Raw genomic sequence first — 24,631 nt, forward strand, 5'->3', positions numbered from 1 at the left:
GGCAGGTGAGAGTCGTCTGAAGCATCCATCAAGATAACATTCACCTGCTATTTTACCACTGCCAAAAGCAGAACACTGGAGTGAGTTTGATAATAAAGTATTGTCTCTAAGTAGTGAAAACTTAACCCGATTAATAGATGGGTTATGTTTAAGTGAAGCTCATGGAGTACTTATTAAAAAATATCTGTCAGCAGCAGATTCTGAAGTCAGAGAGTTGATAGCGGGCGCACGCAACCTACATATCGCTTGGGAAAGGCGTGGTGGTAATTGGGGAAATACGTTATCGGGAGAACAGATAGATGGTTTTGGAAATTATCTACAAAAGGCGCATGAGAACCTTTCTCATAGATTTAGTACTGCAGTTCTTGAGGCAGAGTCATTTGCCCGTCTAACTAGAGTGTATATGGGTTTCAGTGATATTGAGGCTGTGCAGTCAAGTTTTCAAAATGCCTCTTATCTAGTCAATGACCATTTACTAGCTCACCTAAATTACTTTAAAGCCATTTCTCCTAAATGGTTGGGTGATGTAGAGCTTCTGGGAAGGTTTGTTCTAAATGTAGAAGATAAAAGTTTGAAAAACTTGCTGAAGTTGATGTATGTAGTTGAGTTGTATAGTGATAAGTATTATAGTACATATGATGAGGCGAAAGTGAATTATGAAAAAGCAAAATTCGATTACGTGTCCAAAATCCTATCGGATATCCACCCTCTTGAAGATGATTCGCTGATAGGGATTTATACAAATAATTATATTGCCTGCTTATATAGGATATTAGGTATGCAGCTAAAAGAAATAAAAATGAGCAAATATCTTGTTGCAAGACGTACTAATTATCCATGGGCTTATTTTGGGTAATTAGTGATTAACGTGATGTGCATAGTTAGATAACTTGCTTCTATCTGACTAATCGCACAATGCAGATAAGCGCAATAATGTAAAAATAGCTTTTGTCTGATCTTACTTAATCATTTGTTACTAGGCTATCTACCGCCCCAACTCTACACCAGCCACACCCGCCCGCCGGAACAGCCACCCCGACAACACCCACAGCCCGGCGAAAATGGTATTCAGCACAGTCACCCACAGCACACCCATGGTCAACTCGGGTTGCTTGATAAGCAGGGCCACGAACGGCACGGCAAATTGAGTTGCGGCCGCCGCAAACATAGCGCGAGCCATGCCCAGTGGCTGAAGTTTCGCCAGCATGGCCCCGATGAGGCCCACGGCCAGCACCGCGCCGTACAGCAGATTCATGGGGTTGTCTTCGCTGCCAATGAAACCCACGGCCAGGTTGCCCCACACCAGCAGCAGGGCGGCCGCCGCGGCTACCCCCGCGGCCAGCTTATACGTGCCGCTGCGGCCCCGGCTGGCGACCAGCAGGTAAAGAATTCCCAGGACCAGGAGCAGGATGCCGGCCATCACAACATGGGCTGTGCTCATATGAGTAGTGCGTAAAGTTGAGGAATGATAGGTACTAGGCCAGTTGCTGCTTGAAACCAGAGCTAGTGGTGTCAGCGCGGCGGAACAGGAGGCCCGCAACGGCCCACAGCGCGGCAAAAACGGTGTTGGCTACCACCACATTCAGCAGCGGAGCGGCGGGCTCGGCGGCCGCCCCGGTGGGCGTCCAGACAAACAAAGCCAGCACCGTGATGAGGGCGTAGGTAGAGGAGGCCGCGAACATGGCATTGGACGTACCCCGGGGGCGGAAGCGCGCCACCATGGCCCCGCCGAGGGCCACCACCAGCACTGCGCCGTAGAGCAGGTTCACGGGGTTATCCTCGCTGCCCACCAGGCCTACCGCCGCGTTGGCCCACACCAGCAGCAGCCCGGCGGCAACTGCCACGCCCGCCGCCAACCGGTACGTGCCGCTGTTGCCCATGCGGTCCACCAAAATAAAGGTCAGGCCGGCCCCGAACAGCAGTACCCCGGCGAATACAAAGTCAGAGAAGGTCCAGTTTACTTCCTGGGTAAACTGCATGGCTACCAGCGGGATAAGCAGCAAAAAGGCCGTAGCCAGGGCGAGGCGAACAAGGCTTTTGGTGAGAGACATGATGGGAAGAGGTAAGATGTTGGGACGAAAGAAGAATCCTGGAAAGCGGGTAGCAGCCAGCGGCAAAGGGGGCAAGCGTGGCCGCCGCCGGAGAGCAGCCCGGCACTAAGTGAAGCAGCAGCGGTATAAAGCAAATAAAAGAACTTTGAAATACAAAGTTAGTACGCGCTATTTTTCTTGAAGGTTGGTTGTGAAGTCTTTAAATAAGGATGTTGCTGCTGATAGTAGGCCAGGCTTTGCCAGGGGCTTCCGGTGCTGCATTCAGAGGGCTCTGGTAAGCAACCGGCGGACGGAGGCCAGCCTACGCGCCGTAGCCGGCCGCCGCGGCTGCCACCAGGGCAGCCCCACTACCGCGCCAAGCGTAACGGTGAATTTGCTATCTTCAGGAGTCTGCTCACCTTCCGGTCATCTTACCGCCTTCTGCCATGGATACTGCTACCCTTCTGGGTCCGCTCAAGGACGCCACCCGCCGCGAAGTAGGCGGCGTGCAAGTTGACGTTGTTCGGACCAGCGGCTCCTCGCGGGTGAAGCGCGTGGTGTATCCCGCGGGGTTCCGCTGGTCGAAGGACCTGAAGCCCGTGCTTGGCACCGAGCTGTGCCAGCACGCCCACGTAGGGTTTTTGGCGGCCGGGCGCCTGGCCATTCAATACGCCGACGGGACGCAGGAGGAGTACGCGGCACCCCAGGTGGTAGCCATTGCCCCCGGCCACGACGGCTGGGTGGTGGGCGAGGAGCCCGCCATCCTGATTGAGTTTGATTTCGAGGGCGAAACGGTGGAGCGTCTGGGGCTGAAGCGCCCGTAAACGCCGCTTCCTGCCTTCCCTGGAACGGCAGCCCCCGCCAAGCCCATGGTGGGCCGGCTACTTGCTGGTCGCGTGCAGCTGGGTGTTCATCAGGGTAGCCAGCATGGAATCGGGGAGGAGCAGGCTGGAAAAGAAGTTGACCTTGGCGCCCAGAGTGGGTAGGGAACGGGCCGCGCCTTCCATCAGGGCGTCGTAGCCTTCCTGGGCTACCTCGCGAGCCGAGGCCGGGTGCTGCGCGGCGCGGGTGTTTTCGGCGTGGGCCGTGCGGAAGAAGTTGGTGTCAGTAGGCGGCGGGCAGAGAATGGTCATTGTAACGGCCGACTTCTGCTGCTTCAGCTCGTGCTGCACGGCCTCGGCGAAGCTGAGCACGAAGGCCTTGGTGGCAGCGTACACCGCCTGGCAGGGGCTGGGCGAAAACGAGGCCACCGAACCCAGCTGCAGAATCCGGCCTTCATTGCGCGCGACCATATCCTGCAGGTAAAGCTTGGTGAGGTGCACCAGGGAAGCGGCATTCACCTGAATCATGCGCAGCTCCGTTTCCAGGTCGGTATCCGTGAAGTACCCGGTTTCGCCGAAGCCCGCATCGTTCACCAGCGCGTCAATCTGCAGGCGGCGGCGCTCGGTTTCCGCGTACAGCTGTCCGGCCGCGTCGGGGTGGCTCAAATCGGTGGGCAGCAGCACAATATCAACGGTACTGAACTCCTGGTGCAGCAGGCGGCGCGCTTCCTCCAGCTCGTTGAGGTGGCGGGCTACCAGCACCACACGGTAATCGTCGCGGGCGAAACAGCGCGCCAGCTCGAAGCCAATGCCGCTGGAGGCACCGGTAATCAGGGCAGTCTGGTTATTCATGGCGAAAAGCAGGATAAGAAGTACGGGATAGTAATAATATACTGATTTTCAGCTGAATTACTGCCATTTATCTGCCCTGGCTGCCGCCGTTGCTACCCGCCTGGCCCGCCGGGGCAGCGCCCTGGCCCACTTGCTGCCACCTGCCACCTTGCTCCGCTTCCGGCGTTCCGCGGCTAGAACGCAACGCCGGCTTTCAGACCGAAAGCCCGGTAGTGCAAGTCAACAGCGCCCGTTGCGGGCGGCGACCAGCGTGCGCCGCACAAAGTAGCGGCCGTCGTGCAGGCGCAGGGCGCGTAGCTCACCTACCTCCTGGTAGCGGCGGGTGGGGGCCTGCGCATCGGCCCGGAATACCACGCCGTTGTTCAGGGCAAACTGCGGAATGGTGAGCCGGCCGCGCAGGGTGTCGCCGGCGGCCGTTACCAGGTAGCCCGGTTAAGTACGACCGGGTTCCTAGGCCAGCGTCAGGGCTGGAAGCAGCTTGCCGCCGCACTCAGCGCGCCCGGCGGCAAGAAGGGTAGACGTGAAGTGCCGGTGATAACGCCCCGCACCACGCCGGGCGAGCCCGCCCGGGCCGCCCTAGCGCGGCGGAACAGAATAAAGCTGAACCAGATGACTTGGGAGCGAAAACAACGGAATTTGGCGTACGCGCCGGATAATGGGGAAGGCTTACTTTCCGGCCGCTACCCCTAAGAAAACCCGCTTTTCTACCCGGCAACTACCGACCGGGGGCCTGTGGTTGCGCGGCGAGCCGGGGCAAAGCCCGCCGATAAGCGACTGATTAGGGCGTAGTTGTTTGGATGACAGTACGCTATCTGATAATTTTGAGCCTTGATTTTTCTGCTTAGTACCGCTTTTGCTTATGTTGATTGCTGATTTACTGGAACTAGGCTTTCGTGACTCCTCGGAGTGCCCCCCCGCCTGGCAGGATAAAGGGCGCGTGGTATGCCGGCATTTCGACAAGGCCCTGATCAGCGTGCTGTGGTATTCTGACTCTTCTGAAATTGAAGTTCTGGTGGGCCCCGTACACTCCCCGCTGCTGCACTTCCGCTCCTCGCTGCTGACGCTGGCAAACCTGCAAGCCCTGTTGCGCGACTATTGGTCGGCGGCTTAACCTGCCCTCAGGGTAGCCGGGGTAGCGTAACCCTCCTGGCTAAGCATAATGCCCTTGCAAACAGGGGCCCGGTACACACTGTACCGGGCCCCTGTTTGTATGATTCTTGGTAGTATGCTGATAACGCGGCGTTAGGCCGCTTTTGCCGGCATAGTTTGTTGCAGCAGCCACTGGTAGAGCTTCTCCACGTCTGCTTGGCGGAACAGCTCGGTACCGGGGTTCATGGTAGCAGCCGTGCCGCAGGCCACGCCCAGGCGTACCGTTTCCCGCACCGAAAGGCCCGTGGACAAGCCGTAGACCAAGCCGGCCACCATACTGTCGCCGGCCCCCACGGTGCTGCGCTTTTTCACGGCCGGGGCCGGCACGTGGTCTACCAGGTCCTGGGTAACCACGCAGGCCCCCTGCGGGCCCAACGACGTCACCACGATTTCGCACTTGCCCTCCCGCACCAGATTGTGGGCGGCCTCGGCCACGGCTCCGCTGTCCAGCTCACTAACTCCGGCCATCTTGCTTAGCTCGCCCACGTTGGGCTTGGCCAAATACACCCCCTCGGCTAGCACCTGATGCAGGGCCGGCCCCGAGGTATCAATGACCACCTTGATGCCCAGGCCTTTGGCGGCCCGCACAATGCGCACCAGGAACTCAGGCTCCACGCCGGGGGGTAGGCTGCCGCTGATAACCAGGAATTCGGGTACCGTGGCCAAGCCCTTCAGGGTAGTCAGAATCTGCTGCTGCTCCTGGGCAGAGAGCGGGGTGCCGGGCATGCCAAAGCGGTACTGCTGGCTGGTGGTGGCATCTACCACAATGAAATTTTCCCGGGTGCGGCTCACGGTTTCCACCGGCTGCTGCTGAATGTGCTCCTGCTCCAGCAGCTCCCGCAGCAGCACGCCGCTGGGGCCACCCACCGGAAACACCGCTACTGAGTCGGCGCCGAGGCGCTTGAGGGCCCGCGAAACGTTGATGCCGCCCCCGCCGGGCTCGAATTTGGGGGCCGCGCAGCGCAGCTTCTGATCAGGAATGATCTGGTCGGCGGTGGTGCTTTTATCGACGGCTGGATTCAGGGTCAGGGTGACAATAGGCTTCATAGGAGCAGCAGTAGCAAATGAGTGGGGCCAGCACAGCGCTGGCCGCCAGCAAAGTAGTACGCGTATGTACTGGTAGCAGCTTACTTGGTTGCGCGGCGCCCGGCTACCCCCGGCTGGCTTTGGCAACCTCAGCCAGCCACCGGGCGCCGGCAGCAGCTTCAGAAACTACCGGAATTATCCGTCCTTTGCGGGCCTATTCCCTTCTTTTCCGTGCAGTATGCAGGTGAGCGACCTTTCCTTACGAACCGTTGACGTAACGCGCTACGTCACCCCGCTGCGCGAAGGCGGCTCCCTGCCGGCCTTGGTAGAAGCCGATGACGGCTTTCTGTACGTGGTGAAATTTCGGGGGGCCGGCCAGGGGCTCAAGGCCCTGATTGCCGAGCTGATTGTGGGCGAAATGGCGCGGGTTCTGGGTCTGCGGGTGCCGGAGCTGGTATTTTGCCAGCTCGATGAAGCCTTTGGCCGCACCGAGCCCGACGAGGAAATTCAGGATCTGCTGCGCTTCAGCACCGGCCAGAACCTGGGCCTGCACTACCTCTCCGGGGCCAGCACCTACGACCCCCTGGTAACCACCATTGAGCCCCGCCTGGCTTCCCTGATTGTGTGGCTGGACTGCCTGACGCTGAACGTGGACCGCACGGCCCGCAACACCAACCTGCTCATGTGGCACAAGGAGCTGTGGCTGATTGACCACGGCGCAGCCCTCTACGTGCACCACGCCGGCCCTGGCTGGGCCGAGCCGCGGCCCCGCCCCTTCGCTCAAGTCAAAGACCACGTGCTGTTACCTCAGGCCAAGGAGCTGGCCGCCGCCGATGCCGAGGGCCGTGCCCGCCTCACGCCCGAGCGCATCCAGGCTATTGTGGCCGCCGTGCCGGCCGACTGGCTGGCTGAGCCCTCGGTAACCGTGGAGGAGCAGCGCCAGAACTACGTGCGGTTTCTCACCGCCCGGCTCGCCGCATCAGAAACCTTTGTTCAGGAAGCCGAAAATGCCCGAAAAGCACTTGTTTGAGTACGCCGTTCTGCGCGTGGTTCCCCGCGTGGAACGGGAGGAGTTCCTGAACGTCGGGGTGATTGTGTACTGCTCGGCCCAGGGGTTTCTGCAGGCGCGCTTTGATGTGCCCGAGGCCCGGCTGCGCGCCTTCGCCGGCGACCAGCTCGACCTGGCCGACCTAACCGAGCGCCTCCGGTCCTTCGAGCGAATTTGCCGGGGGCGGAAAGAAGGCGGCCCCATTGGGCAGCTGCCGCTGGCCTCGCGCTTTCGTTGGCTCACGGCCACGCGCAGCACCGTCGTGCAAACCTCGCCCGTACACCCCGGCCTCTGCGAAGATGCCGCCGCTACCTTGGCCCGGCTGCACGCCGAGTTAGTGCAGTAACTAAGCACCGTGTAGAGCCTTTGCTACCCTTGCGTGGCTGTACCTGCACATTATTTACGGTGTCCGTTGCAGCGCCAAACCTGTCATTCCGAGCGAAGCGAGGAATCTGGGTTACTCACCAGAGGCTAACCCAGATTCCTCGCTTCGCTCGGAATGACAGGTTTGGCGCGCATATCACCCGGCCAGGAGCTGTTGCTCGCGGAGCCAGTCGAATATCAGCTGGTCCACGGCGGATACGGCAGGCCGGTCGTGGTAGGTAAGCCAGACTACTTCCTCAATTTCAGCGGCCGGCTGCAGGGTGCCTGTATACTCAGCGTAATAGCAAGTCATCTGCACCAGAACGCCTTGCGCGTGGCCGTGGGCCGGCGCCGTGAAGGTGCCGGCGTGCACCACGGTAGCCAGGTCCAGATCCACGGTCAATTCTTCCTTGATTTCTCGCAGCAGGGTTTGCGCGTCCGTTTCGCCGGCTTCGCGCTTGCCGCCAGGAATGTAGTACCGGTCTTTGCCGCGGCTGCGGGTGCTGAGCAAGCGGCCTTCGTGCAAGTGCAGCCAGGCAATTTTGTCGATGAGGGGCATGGGCAAACGGTTGAACTCGGAACGGGCTATAAAAAAGCTTGCCGACCTGTAAAAGGCCGGCAAGCTAATAAAAGAGCAACTAGAGGTAAGCTAGTTTACGGCCTGGTAGGGCACACCCATGTTCTGGAACAGGAAGGCCCACTTATCGGTCTGCTCACTGATAACCTGAGCCGTAGAGCGGCCGGCACCGTGGCCGGCTTTTGTCTCGATGCGGATGAGCACCGGAGCGGGGCCCTGCTGGCTTTCCTGCAGCTTGGAGGCAAACTTAAAGGAGTGGGCCGGCACCACCCGGTCGTCGTGGTCGGCGGTAGTTACCATGGTGGCGGGGTAGGCGGCGGGCTTCAGGGCGTGGTAGGGCGAGTACTTGTAGAGGTACTCGAACATTTCCTTGGAGTCCTGGGCCGTGCCGTAGTCGTAGGCCCAGCCGGCGCCGGCCGTGAACTGGTTGTAGCGCAGCATGTCCATCACGCCCACCGCCGGGAAGGCTACCTTGAATAGCTCGGGGCGCTGGGCCATGGTAGCGCCCACCAGCAAACCGCCGTTCGAAGCGCCCGAAATAGCCAGGTAATCCTTGGAGGTGTAGTTGTTTTTGGTCAGGTACTCAGCCGCGGCAATAAAGTCGTCGAACACGTTCTGCTTCTGTAGCTTGGTGCCGGCCAGGTGCCACTTCTCGCCGTACTCGCCGCCACCCCGGATGTTAGGCACGGCATAGATGCCCCCATTTTCCAGCAGAATGATGTTGCTGGTGCTGAAGCCGGGCGTTACGCTGGAGTTGAAGCCGCCGTAGGCGTAGAGCAGGGTCGGGTTCTTGCCGTTCATCACCAGCCCTTTTTTGTAGGTGATAATCATCGGAATTTTGGTGCCGTCCTTGGAAGTGTAGAACACCTGCTTCGACTCAAACTTGCTGGGGTCGAACTGCACGCCGGCCCTCTTATAAACGGTAGACTTGCCGGTGGCAATGTCGTACTTGAAAATGGTGGGCGGGTAGATGTAAGAAGTGAAGGTGTAGTAGGTTTCCTTTTCCTCCTTTTTGGCGTAGAAGCCGCCGGCCGTGCCCACCGAAGGCAGCGTGATGGCGCGCTCCTTCTTGCCGCTCATGTCGTACTGCTCAATAAGAGAAGTAGCGTCTTTGAGGTAGTTGGCGAAAATTTTGCCGCCCCCGGTGCTCACGTTCAACACGTTCTGGGTTTCCGGAATCAGGTTTTTCCAGTTGGCGGGCTTGGGGTTGGCCGCGTCTACGGTTACTACCCGGTTATTGGGCGCGTTCAGGTTGGTGAAGATGTAGAGCTTGCTGCCCACGTTGTCCACCACATCCACGTTGCTTTTCTCGTTGTCTACTACCTGCACAATGGGGCTGCCGGGCTTGCTCAAATCCTGGATGTAGAGCTCATTGCCAGTCGTGGTGTTGGCCCCGCTAATAACCAGGAAACGCTCGTCCTCGGTAAGCGAAGCCCCAATGTAGCGGCGCGGTGTTTTTTCGCCCCCGAACACCAGCTTATCAGTGCTTTGCTTGGTGCCCAGCTTGTGATAGTAGAGCTTGTGAATCTGGGTTTTGCCGGCCAGCTGGCTGCCCGCCGTGGGCTTGTCGTAGGAGCTGTAGTAGAAGCCGTCGTTGCCCTTCCAGGCCAGGCCCGAGAACTTCACGTCCTTGAGCGTATCGCCCACCAGGCTCTTGTCGGCCGTTTTCAGCACGATAACCTTGCGCCAGTCGGAGCCGCCCTCCGAAATCTGGTAAGCGGCCAGGGAGCCGTCCTTGGTAAAGTTGATGCCCGCCAGGGAGGTAGTGCCATCCTTGGAAAACTGGTTGGGGTCGAGAAACACCTCCGGCGCCCCGTTGCCCACCTGCCGGTACAGCACCGACTGGCTCTGCAACCCCGTATTCTTGCTGAAGTAGGTGTACTTGCCCTCCTTGTAAGGAGCGCCGTACTTCTCGTAGTTCCAGAGCGTTTCCAGCCGCTTCCGGATGGCCTCCCGGTAAGGAATCTGGCTGAGGTAGGCCTGAGTCACCTTGTTTTCCTCCTGCACCCAGGCCTTGGTGTCGGGGGCCTGGTCGTTTTCCAGCCAGCGGTAGGGGTCGGCCACCTTGGTGCCGAAGTAGGTGGTAACGGTGTCTACCTTCCTGGTTTGGGGGTAGGGCTGGGTTTTGATGGGCGCCTGGGCGACGGCTTGGGAGCCGACGAGCAGGACCGCCAGGGAAGGAAACAGTCTTTTCATCGTGTGGAAGTAGGGTGCAGGAAGAAGATGAGCTTCTGACTAAGTGAACTGTCACAGCCAAGATAAGAAAGCTGCATGCAGTCTGCGCTACTTCCGCAGAGGCGGGCTGCAGAAAAGCTACTCGCCCCAGAACCTCAGACCCGGCGGGCTGCGTAGGCGCAGGGCCGGGCCGCCCAACCGGCGTACTTGCTCGCTCTCTGCCTATGCCCACTACCTACATCGGCTGCTCCGGCTTCTCCTACCGCGACTGGAAAGGCGTGTTTTACCCCGCCGACCTGCCCCCGCGCAAGTGGTTTGCCTACTACTGCACCCAGTTTACCACTCTGGAACTGAACGTGACCTTTTACCGCATGCCCGAGCTAAAGGCCTTTGAGCAATGGTATCAGCAAAGTCCCGAAGGCTTCCGGTTTGCCGTGAAAGCGCCGCGCCAGGTAACGCATTACAAGAAGTTTGGGCCGGAAGCGGAGCCTATCCTGGCGGCGTTTTACGCTACCATCCGGGAAGGGCTGGGCGAAAAGCTGGGCCCGGTGCTGTTCCAGCTGCCCCCGAAAGCCGCGTATACGGAGGAGTATTTGAGCCGCATTCTGGAGCAGCTTGACCCTGATTTTCACAATGTCATCGAGTTTCGGCACCCGAGCTGGTGGGATGGGGAAGTGTTTCGACGGCTGGCTCGCCACGGCGTCAGCTTCGTGGGCCAGAGCCACCCGCTCCCCCTGCCCGATGAGGTAATCATTAACACGCCGCAGGTGTATTACCGCTTCCACGGCGTACCGGAGCTATATAAGTCGGCGTACAGCCCGGAATTTCTGGCCCGGGTAGCCCACGAAGTTGCCGCCGCCGGACAGGTCCGGGAAGTGTACCTCTACTTCAACAATGGCATTGGTGGGGTAGGGGCCTTGAACGCGCAACAGATGCAGCAGGTATTCAGCCAGAGCGCACAGCAGTAGGACGCGTACGTAAACCGACGGCCGTTTGCTCCCCTGAAACGCCCCGGCGTACTTGCTGATGCGTCATCTCGGCCGTAATCGAAAAAGTGCGTCTGCACCCCAAACGCCTGTCATCCTGAGCAAAGCGAAGGGCCTTGTCACGTCAGCGTAAATCGTTTCAACGATGTTCGTGCTGGCGTGCTAAGGTCCTTCGCTCTGCCCAGGATGACAGGCAGAAGAGTGTGGTTGCCTTCTGGCGGTGTGTCTGTCACCCTCCGTGCCTTTTGTACTCTGGCAGAAGTACATTTTCTGCTAGCGGTAACACGGCGCGCGGCGGGTAACTGAGTCGGGAGGCGTGGCCTAGTCGTTGCCGGCGGTGGGGTTTTTGCTGGAAGAGGTGTTCATGGCGGTTTCACCGGTTTGGCCTTCGCCGCTCTTGGCGCCGGCTCGGTTGCCTTTCTCCGTGGGGGCCGTCATGCCGGTGCCACTGTCCAGGTCGCCGGCAATTTGGTTTTTAAAGGACTCAGGGCGGTTGCCCACAGCTACGTGCGGCTGACTGGCCTGACCCGGCAGGCCACTGCGCACCGAGCGGTCCTGATCGGTGGAGCCCAGGTGCTGGGCTTGTTCCGAGGACTGGTTGCTGATTTTATCGTTGGCGTTGGCCCCGGAGTTGGGGTCGTGCTGGCTGCGTTTTCCAGATTGCTTAGACATGCTCGTAGAAAGTATGGTGAGAGAATGTGGCCGAAAACCTGGCGTGTGGTGCCAGCTTGGGGCCCGTTAGTGGTACGCTGCCCAGCGGGCTCAGTTGCATTGGCGGCGGAAAAATCAGCTGCCATAGTTTTAAGCTCATCTGTTGTTAACCAGATGGTTAGGTAGTCAATGTTAGCAGAGCATCGTGCCGGCCTTATGCTATTGTGGAAGCCGTGGTTTGGTGCTCCGGGGTGCGGGCAGGGACCGGCTGCGGTTAGCTCGACATAACTTTTCGGCCCGGGTGCTACGTACGCTCCAGGTATCCCTTACGCATCTGTTCAGCCATGATGAAACTGGTAGTTGCTACCTGGCTTACCAGCCTACTTCTGCTGACTGGGCCTGATGCCTGGGCCTGCCGGGTGTGCCGCCCCCGGGTGCAGGCTGGCATTCACACCGCCGACTACACCGCCAACCTACTCTTGCTGCTGCTGCCGGTGGCAGTGGTGCTCCTCGTGGGCGTGGGCGTATTCTTCGCGCCGGCCCTGAAAGCCCGCCTAACTTCTCCCTCCGCCCATGACTGAACCCCTGCACCGTACCCCCCTTATTGCTGCCGGCCTGCTGATGGGGGCCGGACTGGGCGGCTTCCTGGATGGCATTGTGCTGCACCAGATTCTGCAGTGGCACAACATGCTTTCCAACCAGCTGCCTCCCAATACCCTGGTAGCTGCTAAAGTAAACATGTACTGGGACGGGGTTTTTCACGCGGCCGTGTGGGTGCTCACGGCTATTGGGCTGCGGGTGCTGTGGGCTGCTAGCCGGCGCCCGGACGTGGCCTGGTCGGGACGCACGTTGGTGGGCGGGCTGCTGCTGGGCTGGGGGCTGTTCAACGTAGTGGAAGGCCTGATTGACCACACCCTGCTCGGGCTTCACCACGTGTATGAGTACACCGAGGATAAGCTGCCCTGGGATATGGCCTTTCTGGCTTTTGGGGCCCTGCTGCTGCTGGCGGGCTGGGGCCTGATCCGGGCCGGCCGCCGGGACGTAACGCCGCGAACCGCCTACGGGGCCTAAGGTATGCCGATGCTTCCTCCGGGTGCCGCGCCGCTCCCAACCACCTACCACATTGGCTGCTCGGGCTTTCACTACAAGCACTGGAAAGGCGTATTCTACCCCGAAAAGCTACCCCAGCGCCGCTGGTTTGAGTTTTACCACCAGCACTTCCGCACCCTGGAGTTGAACGTGACCTTCTACCGCTTCCCCCAGCTTGCAACCCTGGAGAGCTGGTACCAGCAAAGCCCCCAAGACTTTCGTTTTTCGGTGAAAGCTCCCCGGCTGATTACCCATTACAAGCAGTTCCACGCCACTGAGCAGCTACTAGCCGACTTCTATGGCACGGTGCAGGAGGGCTTGCGCGAAAAGCTGGGGCCGGTGCTGTTTCAGTTGCCCCCGCGCCTGACTTACTCCGAGGAGCGGCTGGCCCGCATCGTAGAAAGCCTTGACCCCAGCTTCCGCAACGTGGTAGAGTTTCGGCACCCAAGCTGGTGGCTGGGCCACGTGTACCAGGAGCTGGCCCGGCGGCGCATCGCCTTCGTGGGCCAAAGCCATCCGGCCCTGCCCGATGAAGTTGTAACCAACACGGAGCTAGTGTACTACCGCTTCCACGGCGTGCCGGAACTCTATAAGTCGCCGTACCCGGAGGAGTTTCTGCGCCGGGTGCTGGGCGAAATTCAAGTTGCCGGACAGGCCCGGGAAGCCTACCTCTACTTCAACAACGACATTGATGCCTCGGCCATCGGCAACGCCCGCCAGATGCAGATTTTAGCAGGGGGCTAGCCGGGGACAAACCAGGTGCGAACGGGGCTGGCACGTTACCCAATGGGTACGGGCCGGGTAGTGTCAAGTCAGCGCGGCGCTGGTTCGCACTACAGTCACCAGAAACACAACCAGTATGCCCCGCACCCTGAAAACTGGTTTGAGAGATGAATTTCTTGTATGATTTGTCTGATAAAAAAGATAAATTAACAGGCACACTCTTAACCACTTACAACTATGGAGACAAGGCCAAGAAGATACATGGGCTTGGGATACCGCCTGGCGCATATGCCCTGGTGGGCCTATGTATTGGTAATCCTGGGTGTTTATCTGTTGGGCTGGGTGATGCGCCTGACGGGCATCATACCTGGTCACTGAATAGCTGCATGAACCAAAACCCAGGCGCGGGTAGTAGGCAATCTACTATACTGCCTACTACCCGCGCCTGGGTTTCAGCTTCACTGGCCAGCATACTTACTGGCTGGCCGCCACTGCGCCGTTGGGTGCCGGGGCCAGGCGCAGTAGCAGCACGTACAGCATATGGTAGATTTCCTGCAACTGTGCCGGATCGGTGATGCCTTCTTCCTTGGTACAAGAGAGTACTACTTCCGCACCAGGCTCAGACGAAGTGGGCGCCAGGCTCAGACGCAGTTCCGGGTAGGCGAGCAGGGTAGCGCGCACGGCCGAGTCGGTCAGCAGAGCACGTAGGGTTCCGGCGTCGTTGGTAGTAATAATGAAGGCGGCATCCAGCTCAGGGTCGTCAAGTTCTACGTCAGTCAGGCCGAGCAGCTTGCCTATTTCATGCACCCAATCCTGCTCGTGGAGAGCAAAGTGAAAGTCCGGGCGGCCCGCCACTACGGCCCGGAATGTGGTTAGCTCGTAGCCGCCTTCAAACCCGCCGCCCAGGTCAATATCCAGCTCAAACTGAACAGAGTAACCTCCTTGTCGCAGCTCGGCCCGGTACGCATACTGGTTTTCTTCCTGGGCCAGGTCGGCGGCTACTTGTTGCCACAGGGCGGTTTCGGTTGGGGCGGAATAAATGCGGCTGGTGCTCATGGGCAGGAAAACAAGGTCACAGGATACAACAATGCACCGCTCGGCCGTAAACCAATGGGTCGCTCTGTTCCTGCCGTTACGCTACAGCGGCGAAACCTGTTTCCCGCAGTGTTTAGCCGGAGCACGTACTACGGCAAGCGCAGGGCGTCCAGGGCCTATTACCAGGCAGCTCCAATCCGGAAACCCAGCGGAATATAGCTTCCCTCGTGGCCATAGTCGCTCATGCCACTGGTGTAGCGGGTACCATTCACGGTAGAGCGGGAGGATGCCTTGCGCAGTCCTATCCCAAGGAAGGCATCAACAAACAGAGGAGTGCCGGGCAGAAACGTCTGGGTTCCTATCACGGCGCATACCCCGTACCGGTCTATTACTTCGGTTTGGGGGCGCAACCGGTACTCATAGTACGTGAGGCCATTGGCTCCCAGCTCAGGTGCCCAGCTACGACTCTGAAACGCCAGGCGGAAGTGCTGGTAACTGGGGCCATAAGCTATGTAAAAACCCTCGACGCCGGTGGTTTCCTCGCCCAGGTAGATGCGGTGCTGCACATCCAGGCCATAGCCGCGCACCCGGTCCTGTTGCCCCTCGCTCAAGTCGGAGGTGAAGTTGGACACTGGGCCGTAATAAAGCTGGGGCGTAACTACCCAGGCGCTGCGGGAGGCGGGGCTCCACAATTTCTCTCCGCTGACATGAAAGCCACCGGCCACTACGGGAGCCATGCCCAGCTTTACGCTGTGCAGCCGCCCCGCCGGACGCGGCCCCACGGACTGCGCCGCTGCCGCAATACTTAAACTCAACAGCCCCGCGCTCAGTATTCCCCACATCGGCAAGCTGCGCATTAGTTGGTCGGAATAATGGGTAGATGACTCAGGGGCGTCAGTGTGCTGCCGCTATAGCGATACTGGTACAGCCCTCGGGGCCCGATGGCCAGCAACAACCCACGGTGCGGAATAACGTCGGACAAGCTGACACTGAACGTTTGCGGGGGCGGCAGTACCGGCGTCGTGCGGGTGCTGAAGACTTTCAGTTGGTCTTTGTCGCACACAAACAGCAGAGTACTATCTACGCCCAGCCCCAGCGGGTGCGTCATGGGGTACGATTGAACCAGGCGCGGGGCGCGCAGATTAGTCAGGTCGATAACCTGGAGTTGGTTGGGGCCACCTCCGCAGCTGCGGCCGTCGCGCAGGGTTACGTAGGCGTATCGGTCGTCCACTACCACCGGGTCGCAGCTGACCACGTGCTGGTAGAAGGCTAGTTGCTGGGGCTGGGCCGGCTGACTGGCATCGAAGATGTACATGCCCCGTTGGGTACCCAGAAACAGGTAGGGCGCGCGCGGGTAAATAGTCTCGATGCCGAAGCCCAGGGGTACTACCGTGCCGCGGGCCGGAGCGGTCGGTATCGTCAGATCGAAGAGACGCAGGCTCTGGTTATCAACGACGTAGAGGGTATTATTAAGCACGGTAAAGCGGGCCAGGGAGCCACCTTTTCCGTCGCTACCGGGGGCCACGTCGGCACTGGCAGGGGCGGCGTCGCCTTGGGCCGAGCAGCTGCTTAGAGCTAGGCCGAGGCCACCGGCGAGGGTAGCCAGTAAGAGAGTAGAAAGTAAACGCATATCGGCAGAGAAAACAGAATTATAGCTTCTGCCAGCCGACCACTACCGCATCGGCGGGGCGGTTCTGGACCTGATATTCGGCGGGAACCTGGGCGGTTTCGGGCATGGGTAGCTCCGGTACGGCCTCCCGCACGCGGTGGAGCAAACGAGCCGCCCGCACGTTGGAAAGGTCGAAGGTGAGCAGATCCGGGCCGCTGTCGGCGTAGAGTAGGTTGCCCTTCATGGCCACGTCCACGTTGCCGGGAATGCGCAGAAAGGCTACCGGCTGGGGGTGGCTGGGGTCCTGGTTATTGATGATGTGCACCCCCTGATACTGCTCATTGATCAGAATGTACGGGTCGCGCAGGTAAATTTTGCCCGTGTTGTGCAGTTCTTGAGGCGGCAATACGGCTACGGCCTGCTCCAACTGGGTTCGGGCCATAAGCAGGGGCTTGTAGGATGGGAGCGGCACCCGGTCAACCGGCTCCACCAGGGGGCAAGCCGTGAGACTCAGCAGAAACGTGCTGCCTACTAAGAGAGAGTACAGTTGGCGCATAGCAAACATCGAAAAGTGGGTATCGGCAAGAGTGTACCCACCCGCGCAATGGTTGCACTGCGCCCCAAGAATAGCGGGCTCAATAACCCCGCTGCAGGTCCACCTGGTTTTCCAGGGGCTGCTGCTGGAGTAGGCGCCGAAGGTTACGCAGGAACACGGCCACTTTGCCCTCGTCTTCGCCGGGCTGGCCGCCCCCGCTGTGCTGGGTGAGCAGTACGCGCGGCAAACTCCAGAGCGGGCTCTCAGCAGGCAAAGGCTCCTGGGCCGTTACATCCAGCACGGCGCCCCCAAGCCGGCCCGCTTGCAAGGCCGCAATCAGGGCAGGCTCGTCGGTGGTGTTGCCGCGGCCCACGCTGGCGTAGAGGGCATCCGGGAGCATGGCGGCAATAAGGTCGGCGGAGAAAAAGCCTTCGGCGCTACCCGGCAGACAGTTCACCACAATGTCGGTAGCGGGCAGGGCTGCGCGCAGTTCTTCCGGGGAATGAAGCTGCGCCTGCGGATCGGTGCGGGCCAGAAACTGCACGGAGCACCCGAAACCCGTGAGTTGTTGGGCTACGGCCTGGCCAATGGCGCCGCTTCCCAGAATAACAACGCGCTTACCGCGCAGTAATCCGAGTTTCGGGCGCACGGGGCCACCTACCCACTGTTTTTTGGCTTGAAGCACCGCTAGCTCAGGCACGTAACGCAGCAGGCCCAATAGGCCTGCCACCATCGTCTCGGCGCAGGGCCAGGCAAAAAAGTCGCCCATGTTGGCTACCGGGCAGCTAAGCGCTACCTGCTGATACCGTTCAATGCCGGCCGAATCAATTTGCCAAAACCGGAGCCGGGGCGGCGCGGGCGTTAGCCAGGCCGCAGGCGGGTTGCCTAGCAGCACATCTGCCGACTGTAGTGCCTCCTGCTGGGTCGGAGCTGCCAGCCCGGAGCGGAAGGAAACGGTGACGTCGGGGGGGAGTTGCGCCAGCAAGTCGGCCTGCGCTCTAGGGTTCAAGTCAGAGTAAACAAACACGTGCATAGTAGCCATACTCGCTAACTCCGCTTGGGGGTTGCACGCGGAGGGGCCGGCAGCCGGTTCGCAAGGTGCCAGGGTAGGCGGCTGGCCCGTTCACAAAAAAGCCCCGAACCGGGTGGTTCGGGGCTTTATAATCTGCTACAGCTACTCTTGCGTTAGTCTCTGCGCGAATATTGTTCGTGACGAACAGGATCTTTTTTCTTGTCTTTCTTACGGCCAATAATGCCACCGGCCGCTGCGCCAGCTACGCCGCCCAGCACGGCTCCTTTACCGCCGCCTATCACGGCCCCGGTTACGGCGCCGGCGCCCCCACCAATGGCAGCCCCTTTTGCTTTTCTGCTCCAGGTTTTCTTGGGTGTGGTTTGTGCTTCCGCAGTCGATGTTACCACAGTGCTTTCCATCACGAAAAGGGCCGAAAGCATGGCCGCATATATCTTGAACGTTTTCATGGTCAGTATGATAAATCCTGAATGGATGGAGTTTAGCCTTTTAACGAAGCGACAAAAGGCGGGTTTCATACTGGCTAAAATTTTATACAATCGGCTATTGTGTAGTATATAAAAAACAATATAGATAATGGCTGCAAAAAAAATACCCCCAGACCAATGGCCCGGGGGTAGTGCAAACAATACCAAACAGCGCTTACCGAACGTCGGCCTTGGTATTCTCCGTAGCGGGCGCGGTGCTGGCTTTCTTTACGTAGGTGTCGAGCCAGGTATTCATCTCCCACAGCATATGCATGATGGACTCGCGGGCTGAGTAGCCGTGCGACTCGGCCGGTAGTACTACGTAGCGCACGGTAGCGCCGTGGCCCTTCAGCGCGTTATAAAACCGCTCGCTCTGGATGGGGAAGGTGCCGGAATTATTATCAGCCTCGCCGTGAATCAGCAGAATTGGGGTTTTGATTTTATCGGCGAAGTTGAAAGGCGACATGGTGTTGTACACTTCCGGTGCCTGCCAGTAGGTGCGCTCCTCGCCCTGGAACCCGAAGGGCGTCAGGGTGCGGTTATACGCGCCGCTCCGGGCAATACCTGCCTTGAACAAGTTGGTGTGAGCCAGTAGGTTGGCCGTCATGAATGCCCCGTAGCTGTGGCCCATTACGGCTACTCGCTTGGGGTCTACCACCCCCAGCCGCTGCCCTTCGTCGATGGCCGCCTTGGCCGAGGCCGTAAGCTGCTCCACGTACGTGTCATTGGGCTCCTTCGTGCCCTCGCCCACAATTGGAATGCTGGTGCCCTGCAGAACGGCGTAGCCCTGGGTTACCCAGTACACTGGGGAGCCCCAGTTCAGACGGGCAAAGGTGTAGGGCGAGCCTTTTACTTGGCTGGCGTCCTTCTTGTCTTTGAATTCTACCGGGTATGCCTCCATCAGGGTTGGCAACGGGCCATCTTCCTTCTTGTAGTTCGGGGGTAGGTAGAGGTTGGCCGTCAGCTCTACCCCGTCGGCGCGCTTGTACTTCAGCACCTGCTTCTGCAGGTTGCCGAGGCTGGCGTAGGGATTTGGAAATTTGGTCAGAGGGGTGAGTTTCAAGCTCGGAGCATCGCGCAGGAAGTAGTTTGGCGACTCTTGGGGCGACTCCCGACGGGTCACGAACGTACGCTTGCCCGCATCCAGAATCGTGACGGGCATCTCGTAGTAAGGCGCCTCGGAACGCCACCACCGGGCGCTTTTCTTGGTGCGCACGTTTAGCTCGTCAATGAAAGGCCGGTCGCCCTCGGGCGAGGCACCCGCACCAATGAAGTACACTACGTCGCCGGCCCCATCCGTAGCCAGAACCTGGCGGCCCTGGCTGTTGCGGTGCAGGTACGGGGTTCCTGGGTCAGTGTAGGTGTCCTGGGAAGAACGCTCAAACAGGGGCGTGAGCGAGGTTTTGGTGGCCAAGTCCAAGGTCCAGGTGGTTTCCTTGCGGTCAGCCCAGCGGTAACCTTCTACCAGGGCCAGCTTATCGGTACCCCAGTGAATGTCGCGGAAGCGCAGGGGTAAGGCCGCCAGCTCCTGGGGCTGCCCATCGAAGGGGGCCGCTAGGGCGAAGAGCTTGTCGCGCACGGCCGCCTCTGTTTTAGGATTGCCACCGTCTTGGGCCTCCACCCAGAATACGGTGTTGGGGGCATCTTCGCGCCACCCGAACTGACGGCGCCCAGTAGGCACGGCGTCAAAGCTGGTGGGTACGTTATCGGCCAGGGGCAGTTCGGCTAGCTCCTTTACTACCAACCCTTCCAGGTTCAGTACTTCTACTCGTTGCGGGAAGCTGCTGACGGGCAGAGTGTACGAGTAGGGGCGGTGACGGGTGCGCACCAGCACGTAGCGGCCATTGGGCGAGGGAACGGCCTGCTGAATCATGCCGGGCTGACCCAGCGGGGCCATGCGGCCATCGAGGCCCACCTTTACTACCTGAGCCAAGGCATAGTAGTCGAACAGACGCTCATCAACCGGGCTTTTCAGCAAATCCTGATAGGTGCGGGCAGCGGCGGTGCGGCCAATATTCTGCTGAATAGCCGGGCCTTTGGGCACTTCAGTAGGGTTGGGAGCCTCACCCCGGCCACCTACCACCGCGCGGGCAATGATGGTTTTGTTGTCGGAAACCCACTCGAATGGAGTGCCAAAGACGCTGTTCAGAAACAGGTTGGGCACCAGGCGAGCTGAGGCCGAGGCCACATCCGCAATCCACAGCTCCACGTGGTTGTTGGTAGTGTGGGTAAAGGCAATTTTGGTATTGTCCGGCGACCATTGCACGTCGCTGATGCGGGCATTGGCGGGCAGGCCCGTAATAAGCAGTTCCTTGCCATCGGGCAGCTTACGCAAGCGCAGGGACGAAACGTAGGCCGTGCGGCTAGGTCCGTTGGTGCGCGGGTTGATGCGCAAGCCCGCCAGCCGCAGTTCTGGCTGGCTTAGCTCGGCAATAGATGGCATGTCGCGCACATCCATCAGCAGCATCCACTGCCCGTTGGAGGCAAAGCTAACCCGCGGGGTAGGGGCAGCATCGGCCAACGCGGCAATGGCCCTGGGGGGCGTTTGGTACGGCAAGTCCTGCGCCGTTGCCAGGCTCAGCGTGCTCACGCACAAAGCCAGGGTGAGTCGAAATATTTTCATAGAAAGAGGTAAGCAACAGAAAATTACTACAAAGGACGGCACAATCCGTCAGATTTTCTAAAGGATGTACAACTCCTTGCCGTATTCCCACGTAACGCCGAGCTTTTGCGGCTGGCTACAAACGGCAAAGCCCCTACCCATGGGCAGAGGCTTTGTACCGGCAATGTGCATTTTTGCTGAATACGCTGGCTTTTAAAGGCTTAGTGGTTGATAGGTGCTTCAATCAGCACAAAGTGGCTGGTGGCCTCCACCTGAATAGACACCAAATCTGTGTCCCAGAGCCCGATGCTTTCCCGCGCGGCCACTACCTGCCCGTTCACGGTTAGCTGGCCTTCCATCACGAACACAAACACACACTTATTAACTGGGTTTAGGCGGTACTCTACCTGCTGGCCGGCGTCAAATAAACCCAGGCTGAGCCGGGCGTTCTGGTTGATCCAGCAGTGGGCGGTGCCTTCCTCGTTGCTGACAATGGTGGTGAGCTGGTTGCGGCGTTTTTCGCGGGGGAAGGCGCGGCGCTGGTAGCGGGGCGTCACGTTCTGCAGCTTGGGCTCAATCCAGATCTGCAGGAAGTTCACTTCGTCCTCGCCGATGTTGTGCTCCTCGTGGCGCAGGCCGCTGCCGGCGCTCATAATCTGCACCGAGTCGGGTCCTACCTCTTCCGAGTAGCCCAACGAATCTTTGTGGTTCATGCGCCCGGCCAGCATCACGGAAATGATTTCCATGTTGGCGTGAGCGTGCAGGCCAAAGCCGTTTCCGGGCTGCACAAAGTCATCGTTGAATACCCGCAGCAGCCCGAAGCCGGCACGCTCGGGGTTGGCGTAGGGGCCGAAGCTCAGGGAAAAATGGCTTTGCAGCCACCCAATGTCTTTCAGGCCGCGGTCGGCGGCTCGGGTGAGGCGGAAGGGCATAGTTTAGGCGGATAGGCTTTCGTGAAAGACAATTTCGGTGAGCGGCTTGCGCTGGCGCGGGGCTTTTTCGCGGCTCAGGAAGGGCTCCTCCAGTTGTTCGGCCGCGCCCAGGTAGCCCAGGGCAATAAAGGTTACCGGCTGCAAATTCTCCGGGATCTGAAACGCCTCCCGGGTTTTGGCCGCATCGAAGCCGCCCATGAAGTGGCCGTGCAGGCCCAGAGCCGTAGCCTCCAAAATAAGGTTGGCGTTGGCCAAGCCCAGGTCGTGAAGAGCAGCGCCGTTGGGGTTGCCGTTGTCGTACTGAGTTTTGGCCAGGGCCAGAATCAGAACGGGGGCATTTTTGGCCCAAGGCTGGTTACCGGGCAGCAGGCAGTCCACCATTTTCTGGAATGCTTCCTGGTTGGCGTGGTGGGCGTAGATGTAGCGCCAGGGCTGCTCATTCATGGCGCTGGCGGCCCAGGAGGCAGCTTCAAACACCTGCTGAAGCGTTTCCGGGGCTACGGGGTAGCTGGCAAAGGACCGTGGACTCCAGCGTTTGCGGATAGTTTCCTGAACGGGAAAAGTAGTGGGGGCGTGTTTCATGGTAGCTAGTAAACCATACTTCCCGCCATTGTTTGGGCCGAGGCAAAACAAAGAGCGGGAAGCAGGCAAAAACAGGTGTGTAGTGGTGAAAGTAAATCGGGCGTCTTGACCCTCCGCCGTAAGTCGGCAGACAACGCCGGTTCGTCGGTGAAGCCTACGCGCTGGCCCGCCGGAATGATGCAGGGCAGCGGGGCCTTACAGGGTCATGGGTACTTCCATCAGCAGCAGGCGCGTAGCAGAATCGGCTTGCACCGTAAAGCTTTCCGCGTCCCAGATGCCGAACCCGTCGCGGCGGTGCAGGGCCTGTCCGCCTACTGTCGCGTCGCCTTCCAGCACAAACACATACACGCCGTTACCGGGCTTTTTTACCTGATATTCTGCCGTGAAACCTGCGTCAAAATCGGCTAAATGAAACCACGCGTCCTGGTGAATCCACACGCCTGCATCATCGGGATTCGGCGACAATACCTGCTGAAAGCGGTTGTGGCGGTCCTCGGCCCGGAACGTCTGCTGATCGTAGCGGGGGGTAACATTACGCTTGTTCGGGAATACCCAAATCTGCAGGAACTTCACTTCCTCCCGCTGGCTGTGGTTTTTCTCGCTGTGGGCAATGCCCGTGCCGGCACTCATTACCTGCACGTCGCCGCTTTGGATAATGCCGTGGTTGCCGGCGCTGTCCTTGTGCTCCAGCGTGCCGGAAAGGGGAATGCTGATGATTTCCATGTTGTCGTGGGGGTGGGTGCCGAAGCCCATGCCGCCCGCCACGGTATCATCGTTGAGTACGCGCAGCACCCCAAAGTGCACCCGCTCCGGGTTCTGGTAACCCGCGAAGCTGAAGGTATGATACGAAGTAAGCCAGCCGTGGCTAGCGTGGCCCCGGGAGGCCGCTGTATGAAGCAAAGTCTGCATGGTTGGTAAAAGGGTAAGATGAATCGAAGCGCACAATCGTATGTACATACATGAATTGTAGTTCAAAGATTCACTTCTTGCTATACTTTTGCAAGCAGGTACACAGCTGTATATTAATACCCTGCGTGTAACCTTTGCTGATAACCAAGTACATACGATGGCTACACGCGCAAAAGAATTTCCACAGTGCGCATTCCGGCAAACGCTGGACGTACTAGAAGGCAAATGGAAGTTTGCCATTATCGACAGTTTGCTCCAGCATGAGGTGCTACGCTTCAAGGAGCTGGAGCGCGACGTAGCCGGCATTACGGCCCGCATGCTGGTTAAGGAGCTGAAGCTGCTGGAGGCCCACGGCATTGTGCGCCGCCAGCCCTACGCCACCGTTCCACCTACCGTGGAGTACTCGCTCACCGACTGCGGCCACAGCCTGCAGCCTGTCATTGAGGCCATCCGAACCTGGGGCGAGCAGAACAAGGCCGCGCTGCAGCCTGCCTAGCAGGGTAGGGGTTACTTTTTTGTTACTAATTTATGCACCTGCATGACTTTCCGGTTGTTTCGCGGTTGGCGCCTACCCCCAGCGGCTTTCTGCACCTGGGTAATGCCATCAACTTCACGCTGACGTGGCTGCTCACGCGCCGGGCCGGGGGCACCCTGCACCTGCGCATTGATGACCTAGACCGGGCCCGGTTTCGACAAGCCTACCTCGACAATATCTTCCGCACCCTGGAGTGGCTGGGCCTCGACTACGACCACGGCCCCACCGGCCCCGATGATTTTGAGCGGCACTTCTCCCAGCGGCATTTTCTGCCCGACTACGAGGCCATCTTGCAAGCGGCCCAGCAGGCTCACCCCGCGGTATTCTACGCCTGCCGCTGCTCCCGCTCCGAACTCGCCCGCCTGGTCTTACCCGACGGCCGTTACCCCGGCACTTGCCAACACCAGCCGCTACCCCTTACAACTCCTGACGCGGCCTGGCGTGCCCACGTACCCACGCCTACCCCCGTCCGCTTCCTGGATCTGTTGCAAGGACCAGTAGCCCTCCAACTGGACGAAAGCCTGGGCGACTTTATTGTGCGCAAAAAGGATGGCGCGGCCGCCTACCAAGTAGCCTCCATAGTGGACGATGTGCGTTTGGGTATTACCCTTGTGGTGCGGGGCCTGGATCTGCTGCCCAGCACGGCCGCCCAACTCTGGCTAGCCCAGTACTTGCCTGGGCAGCACAGCTTTGCCACAACCCAGTTTGCGCACCACGGTCTCATTCTGGATACCGCCGGGCAGAAACTGTCCAAATCAACCCAGGTCAGTGAGCAGCGCGGTATAATAGAGGAGGCAAAAACTCCTCGGATAGTATACCAAGCCATAGTGCAGTTGCTTGGGCTGCCACCCGAAGCTGGGGAGTCGTTGAGGGCATTGCTAGCGGAAGTGAAGAGCAGTAGGTAG

29 protein-coding genes are annotated in these 24,631 nt (G+C 59.5%); 11 read left to right on the top strand and 18 right to left on the bottom strand.

What is annotated here, in order from left to right; translation table 11 throughout:
* Nucleotides 1-100: 100 nt before the first annotated feature.
* A complete protein-coding gene (locus IEW18_RS14880) occupies nt 101-856 on the top strand; it encodes a hypothetical protein (RefSeq protein WP_188558667.1) in 756 nt (251 codons plus the stop codon).
* Between the two features lie 129 nt (nt 857-985).
* Here the strand turns inward: IEW18_RS14880 and IEW18_RS14885 are convergent, their stop codons facing one another.
* Nucleotides 986-1,441, bottom strand: coding sequence for a hypothetical protein (locus tag IEW18_RS14885; RefSeq protein WP_188558668.1), 456 nt, complete (start codon nt 1,439-1,441; stop codon nt 986-988).
* Between the two features lie 34 nt (nt 1,442-1,475).
* The gene (locus IEW18_RS14890; RefSeq protein WP_188558669.1) at nt 1,476-2,051 is read right to left on the bottom strand and encodes a hypothetical protein; all 576 of its coding nucleotides are present in this window, start codon (nt 2,049-2,051) and stop codon (nt 1,476-1,478) included.
* A 425-nt stretch (nt 2,052-2,476) separates the two neighbouring features.
* Between IEW18_RS14890 and IEW18_RS14895 the strand changes: the two genes are divergently transcribed.
* Complete coding sequence (locus tag IEW18_RS14895) at nt 2,477-2,854, top strand: cupin domain-containing protein (protein ID WP_188558670.1); 378 nt, start codon at nt 2,477-2,479, stop codon at nt 2,852-2,854.
* 57 nt (nt 2,855-2,911) lie between these two features.
* Here IEW18_RS14895 and IEW18_RS14900 read toward each other — a convergent pair whose 3' ends face one another.
* The gene (locus tag IEW18_RS14900) at nt 2,912-3,703 is read right to left on the bottom strand and encodes an SDR family NAD(P)-dependent oxidoreductase (protein ID WP_188558671.1); all 792 of its coding nucleotides are present in this window, start codon (nt 3,701-3,703) and stop codon (nt 2,912-2,914) included.
* A gap of 219 nt (nt 3,704-3,922) precedes the next feature.
* Nucleotides 3,923-4,057 carry a hypothetical protein gene (locus IEW18_RS21885; RefSeq protein WP_262891896.1) on the bottom strand — a complete coding sequence of 45 codons (135 nt, stop codon included), beginning with the start codon at nt 4,055-4,057 and terminating at the stop codon, nt 3,923-3,925.
* 505 nt (nt 4,058-4,562) lie between these two features.
* On the opposite strand from IEW18_RS21885, the gene IEW18_RS14905 reads away from it, so the two are divergent.
* A complete protein-coding gene (locus IEW18_RS14905; RefSeq protein ID WP_188558672.1) occupies nt 4,563-4,814 on the top strand; it encodes a hypothetical protein in 252 nt (83 codons plus the stop codon).
* 131 nt (nt 4,815-4,945) lie between these two features.
* On the opposite strand, the gene IEW18_RS14910 is transcribed toward IEW18_RS14905, so the two are convergent.
* Nucleotides 4,946-5,899 carry a 1-phosphofructokinase family hexose kinase gene (locus tag IEW18_RS14910; RefSeq protein WP_188558673.1) on the bottom strand — a complete coding sequence of 318 codons (954 nt, stop codon included), beginning with the start codon at nt 5,897-5,899 and terminating at the stop codon, nt 4,946-4,948.
* 217 nt (nt 5,900-6,116) lie between these two features.
* Between IEW18_RS14910 and IEW18_RS14915 the strand changes: the two genes are divergently transcribed.
* Together IEW18_RS14915 and IEW18_RS14920 are read left to right on the top strand one after the other, a co-directional pair.
* A complete protein-coding gene (locus tag IEW18_RS14915; protein WP_188558674.1) occupies nt 6,117-6,908 on the top strand; it encodes a HipA family kinase in 792 nt (263 codons plus the stop codon).
* Entirely contained in the window at nt 6,886-7,272 is a 387-nt protein-coding gene (locus tag IEW18_RS14920) for a DUF3037 domain-containing protein (protein ID WP_188558675.1), read from the top strand. Before IEW18_RS14915 ends, IEW18_RS14920 begins: the two co-directional genes overlap by 23 nt.
* A gap of 174 nt (nt 7,273-7,446) precedes the next feature.
* Here the strand turns inward: IEW18_RS14920 and IEW18_RS14925 are convergent, their stop codons facing one another.
* Together IEW18_RS14925 and IEW18_RS14930 are read right to left on the bottom strand one after the other, a co-directional pair.
* Nucleotides 7,447-7,848 (bottom strand): NUDIX hydrolase, encoded by a 402-nt coding sequence (locus IEW18_RS14925; RefSeq protein ID WP_188558676.1) that lies wholly within the window; start codon nt 7,846-7,848, stop codon nt 7,447-7,449.
* A gap of 90 nt (nt 7,849-7,938) precedes the next feature.
* Complete coding sequence (locus tag IEW18_RS14930) at nt 7,939-10,062, bottom strand: prolyl oligopeptidase family serine peptidase (RefSeq protein WP_188558677.1); 2,124 nt, start codon at nt 10,060-10,062, stop codon at nt 7,939-7,941.
* A 203-nt stretch (nt 10,063-10,265) separates the two neighbouring features.
* Here IEW18_RS14930 and IEW18_RS14935 point away from each other — a divergent pair, with 203 nt between their 5' ends.
* A complete protein-coding gene (locus tag IEW18_RS14935) occupies nt 10,266-11,009 on the top strand; it encodes a DUF72 domain-containing protein (protein WP_188558678.1) in 744 nt (247 codons plus the stop codon).
* A 339-nt stretch (nt 11,010-11,348) separates the two neighbouring features.
* Here IEW18_RS14935 and IEW18_RS14940 read toward each other — a convergent pair whose 3' ends face one another.
* The gene (locus IEW18_RS14940; protein WP_188558679.1) at nt 11,349-11,699 is read right to left on the bottom strand and encodes a hypothetical protein; all 351 of its coding nucleotides are present in this window, start codon (nt 11,697-11,699) and stop codon (nt 11,349-11,351) included.
* Nucleotides 11,700-12,022: 323 nt separating this feature from the next.
* Between IEW18_RS14940 and IEW18_RS14945 the strand changes: the two genes are divergently transcribed.
* Genes IEW18_RS14945 through IEW18_RS14955 form a run of 3 tightly spaced genes read left to right on the top strand, consistent with a single transcriptional unit; the run spans nt 12,023 to nt 13,511 of the window.
* The gene (locus IEW18_RS14945; RefSeq protein ID WP_188558680.1) at nt 12,023-12,259 is read left to right on the top strand and encodes a hypothetical protein; all 237 of its coding nucleotides are present in this window, start codon (nt 12,023-12,025) and stop codon (nt 12,257-12,259) included.
* A complete protein-coding gene (locus IEW18_RS14950) occupies nt 12,252-12,749 on the top strand; it encodes a DUF2243 domain-containing protein (RefSeq protein WP_188558681.1) in 498 nt (165 codons plus the stop codon). The genes IEW18_RS14945 and IEW18_RS14950 overlap by 8 nt, the downstream gene beginning before the upstream one ends.
* A gap of 3 nt (nt 12,750-12,752) precedes the next feature.
* On the top strand, nt 12,753-13,511 hold the full coding sequence (locus IEW18_RS14955; protein WP_229728766.1) for a DUF72 domain-containing protein: 759 nt from the start codon (nt 12,753-12,755) through the stop codon (nt 13,509-13,511).
* Nucleotides 13,512-13,964: 453 nt separating this feature from the next.
* On the opposite strand, the gene IEW18_RS14960 is transcribed toward IEW18_RS14955, so the two are convergent.
* The 10 genes from IEW18_RS14960 to IEW18_RS15005 all read right to left on the bottom strand — a co-directional run bounded on the left by IEW18_RS14960 (nt 13,965) and on the right by IEW18_RS15005 (nt 23,191).
* Entirely contained in the window at nt 13,965-14,546 is a 582-nt protein-coding gene (locus tag IEW18_RS14960; RefSeq protein WP_188558682.1) for a hypothetical protein, read from the bottom strand.
* 158 nt (nt 14,547-14,704) lie between these two features.
* Nucleotides 14,705-15,382, bottom strand: a complete 678-nt coding sequence (locus IEW18_RS14965) for a hypothetical protein (protein ID WP_188558683.1) — start codon at nt 15,380-15,382, stop codon at nt 14,705-14,707.
* Nucleotides 15,382-16,155: an LVIVD repeat-containing protein gene (locus IEW18_RS14970; RefSeq protein ID WP_188558684.1), complete on the bottom strand. Its 774-nt coding sequence runs from the start codon at nt 16,153-16,155 to the stop codon at nt 15,382-15,384. Before IEW18_RS14970 ends, IEW18_RS14965 begins: the two co-directional genes overlap by 1 nt.
* Before the next feature lie 19 nt (nt 16,156-16,174).
* Nucleotides 16,175-16,690: an LVIVD repeat-containing protein gene (locus IEW18_RS14975; protein ID WP_188558685.1), complete on the bottom strand. Its 516-nt coding sequence runs from the start codon at nt 16,688-16,690 to the stop codon at nt 16,175-16,177.
* Between the two features lie 79 nt (nt 16,691-16,769).
* Nucleotides 16,770-17,678: a D-2-hydroxyacid dehydrogenase gene (locus tag IEW18_RS14980; RefSeq protein WP_308428059.1), complete on the bottom strand. Its 909-nt coding sequence runs from the start codon at nt 17,676-17,678 to the stop codon at nt 16,770-16,772.
* A 176-nt stretch (nt 17,679-17,854) separates the two neighbouring features.
* A complete protein-coding gene (locus IEW18_RS14985; protein WP_188558686.1) occupies nt 17,855-18,217 on the bottom strand; it encodes a YMGG-like glycine zipper-containing protein in 363 nt (120 codons plus the stop codon).
* A gap of 124 nt (nt 18,218-18,341) precedes the next feature.
* Nucleotides 18,342-20,789, bottom strand: a complete 2,448-nt coding sequence (locus tag IEW18_RS14990; protein ID WP_188558687.1) for a S9 family peptidase — start codon at nt 20,787-20,789, stop codon at nt 18,342-18,344.
* A gap of 200 nt (nt 20,790-20,989) precedes the next feature.
* Nucleotides 20,990-21,700, bottom strand: coding sequence for a pirin family protein (locus IEW18_RS14995; protein WP_188558688.1), 711 nt, complete (start codon nt 21,698-21,700; stop codon nt 20,990-20,992).
* A 3-nt stretch (nt 21,701-21,703) separates the two neighbouring features.
* Entirely contained in the window at nt 21,704-22,282 is a 579-nt protein-coding gene (locus tag IEW18_RS15000; protein WP_188558689.1) for a nitroreductase family protein, read from the bottom strand.
* Between the two features lie 195 nt (nt 22,283-22,477).
* The gene (locus IEW18_RS15005) at nt 22,478-23,191 is read right to left on the bottom strand and encodes a pirin family protein (RefSeq protein WP_188558690.1); all 714 of its coding nucleotides are present in this window, start codon (nt 23,189-23,191) and stop codon (nt 22,478-22,480) included.
* A 157-nt stretch (nt 23,192-23,348) separates the two neighbouring features.
* Here IEW18_RS15005 and IEW18_RS15010 point away from each other — a divergent pair, with 157 nt between their 5' ends.
* Nucleotides 23,349-23,687, top strand: a complete 339-nt coding sequence (locus IEW18_RS15010; RefSeq protein WP_188558691.1) for a winged helix-turn-helix transcriptional regulator — start codon at nt 23,349-23,351, stop codon at nt 23,685-23,687.
* Nucleotides 23,688-23,719: 32 nt separating this feature from the next.
* The gene (locus IEW18_RS15015) at nt 23,720-24,631 is read left to right on the top strand and encodes a glutamate--tRNA ligase family protein (protein WP_188558692.1); all 912 of its coding nucleotides are present in this window, start codon (nt 23,720-23,722) and stop codon (nt 24,629-24,631) included.

Source organism: Hymenobacter glacieicola, assembly GCF_014640315.1.
Classification (GTDB): Bacteria; Bacteroidota; Bacteroidia; order Cytophagales; family Hymenobacteraceae; genus Hymenobacter; species Hymenobacter glacieicola.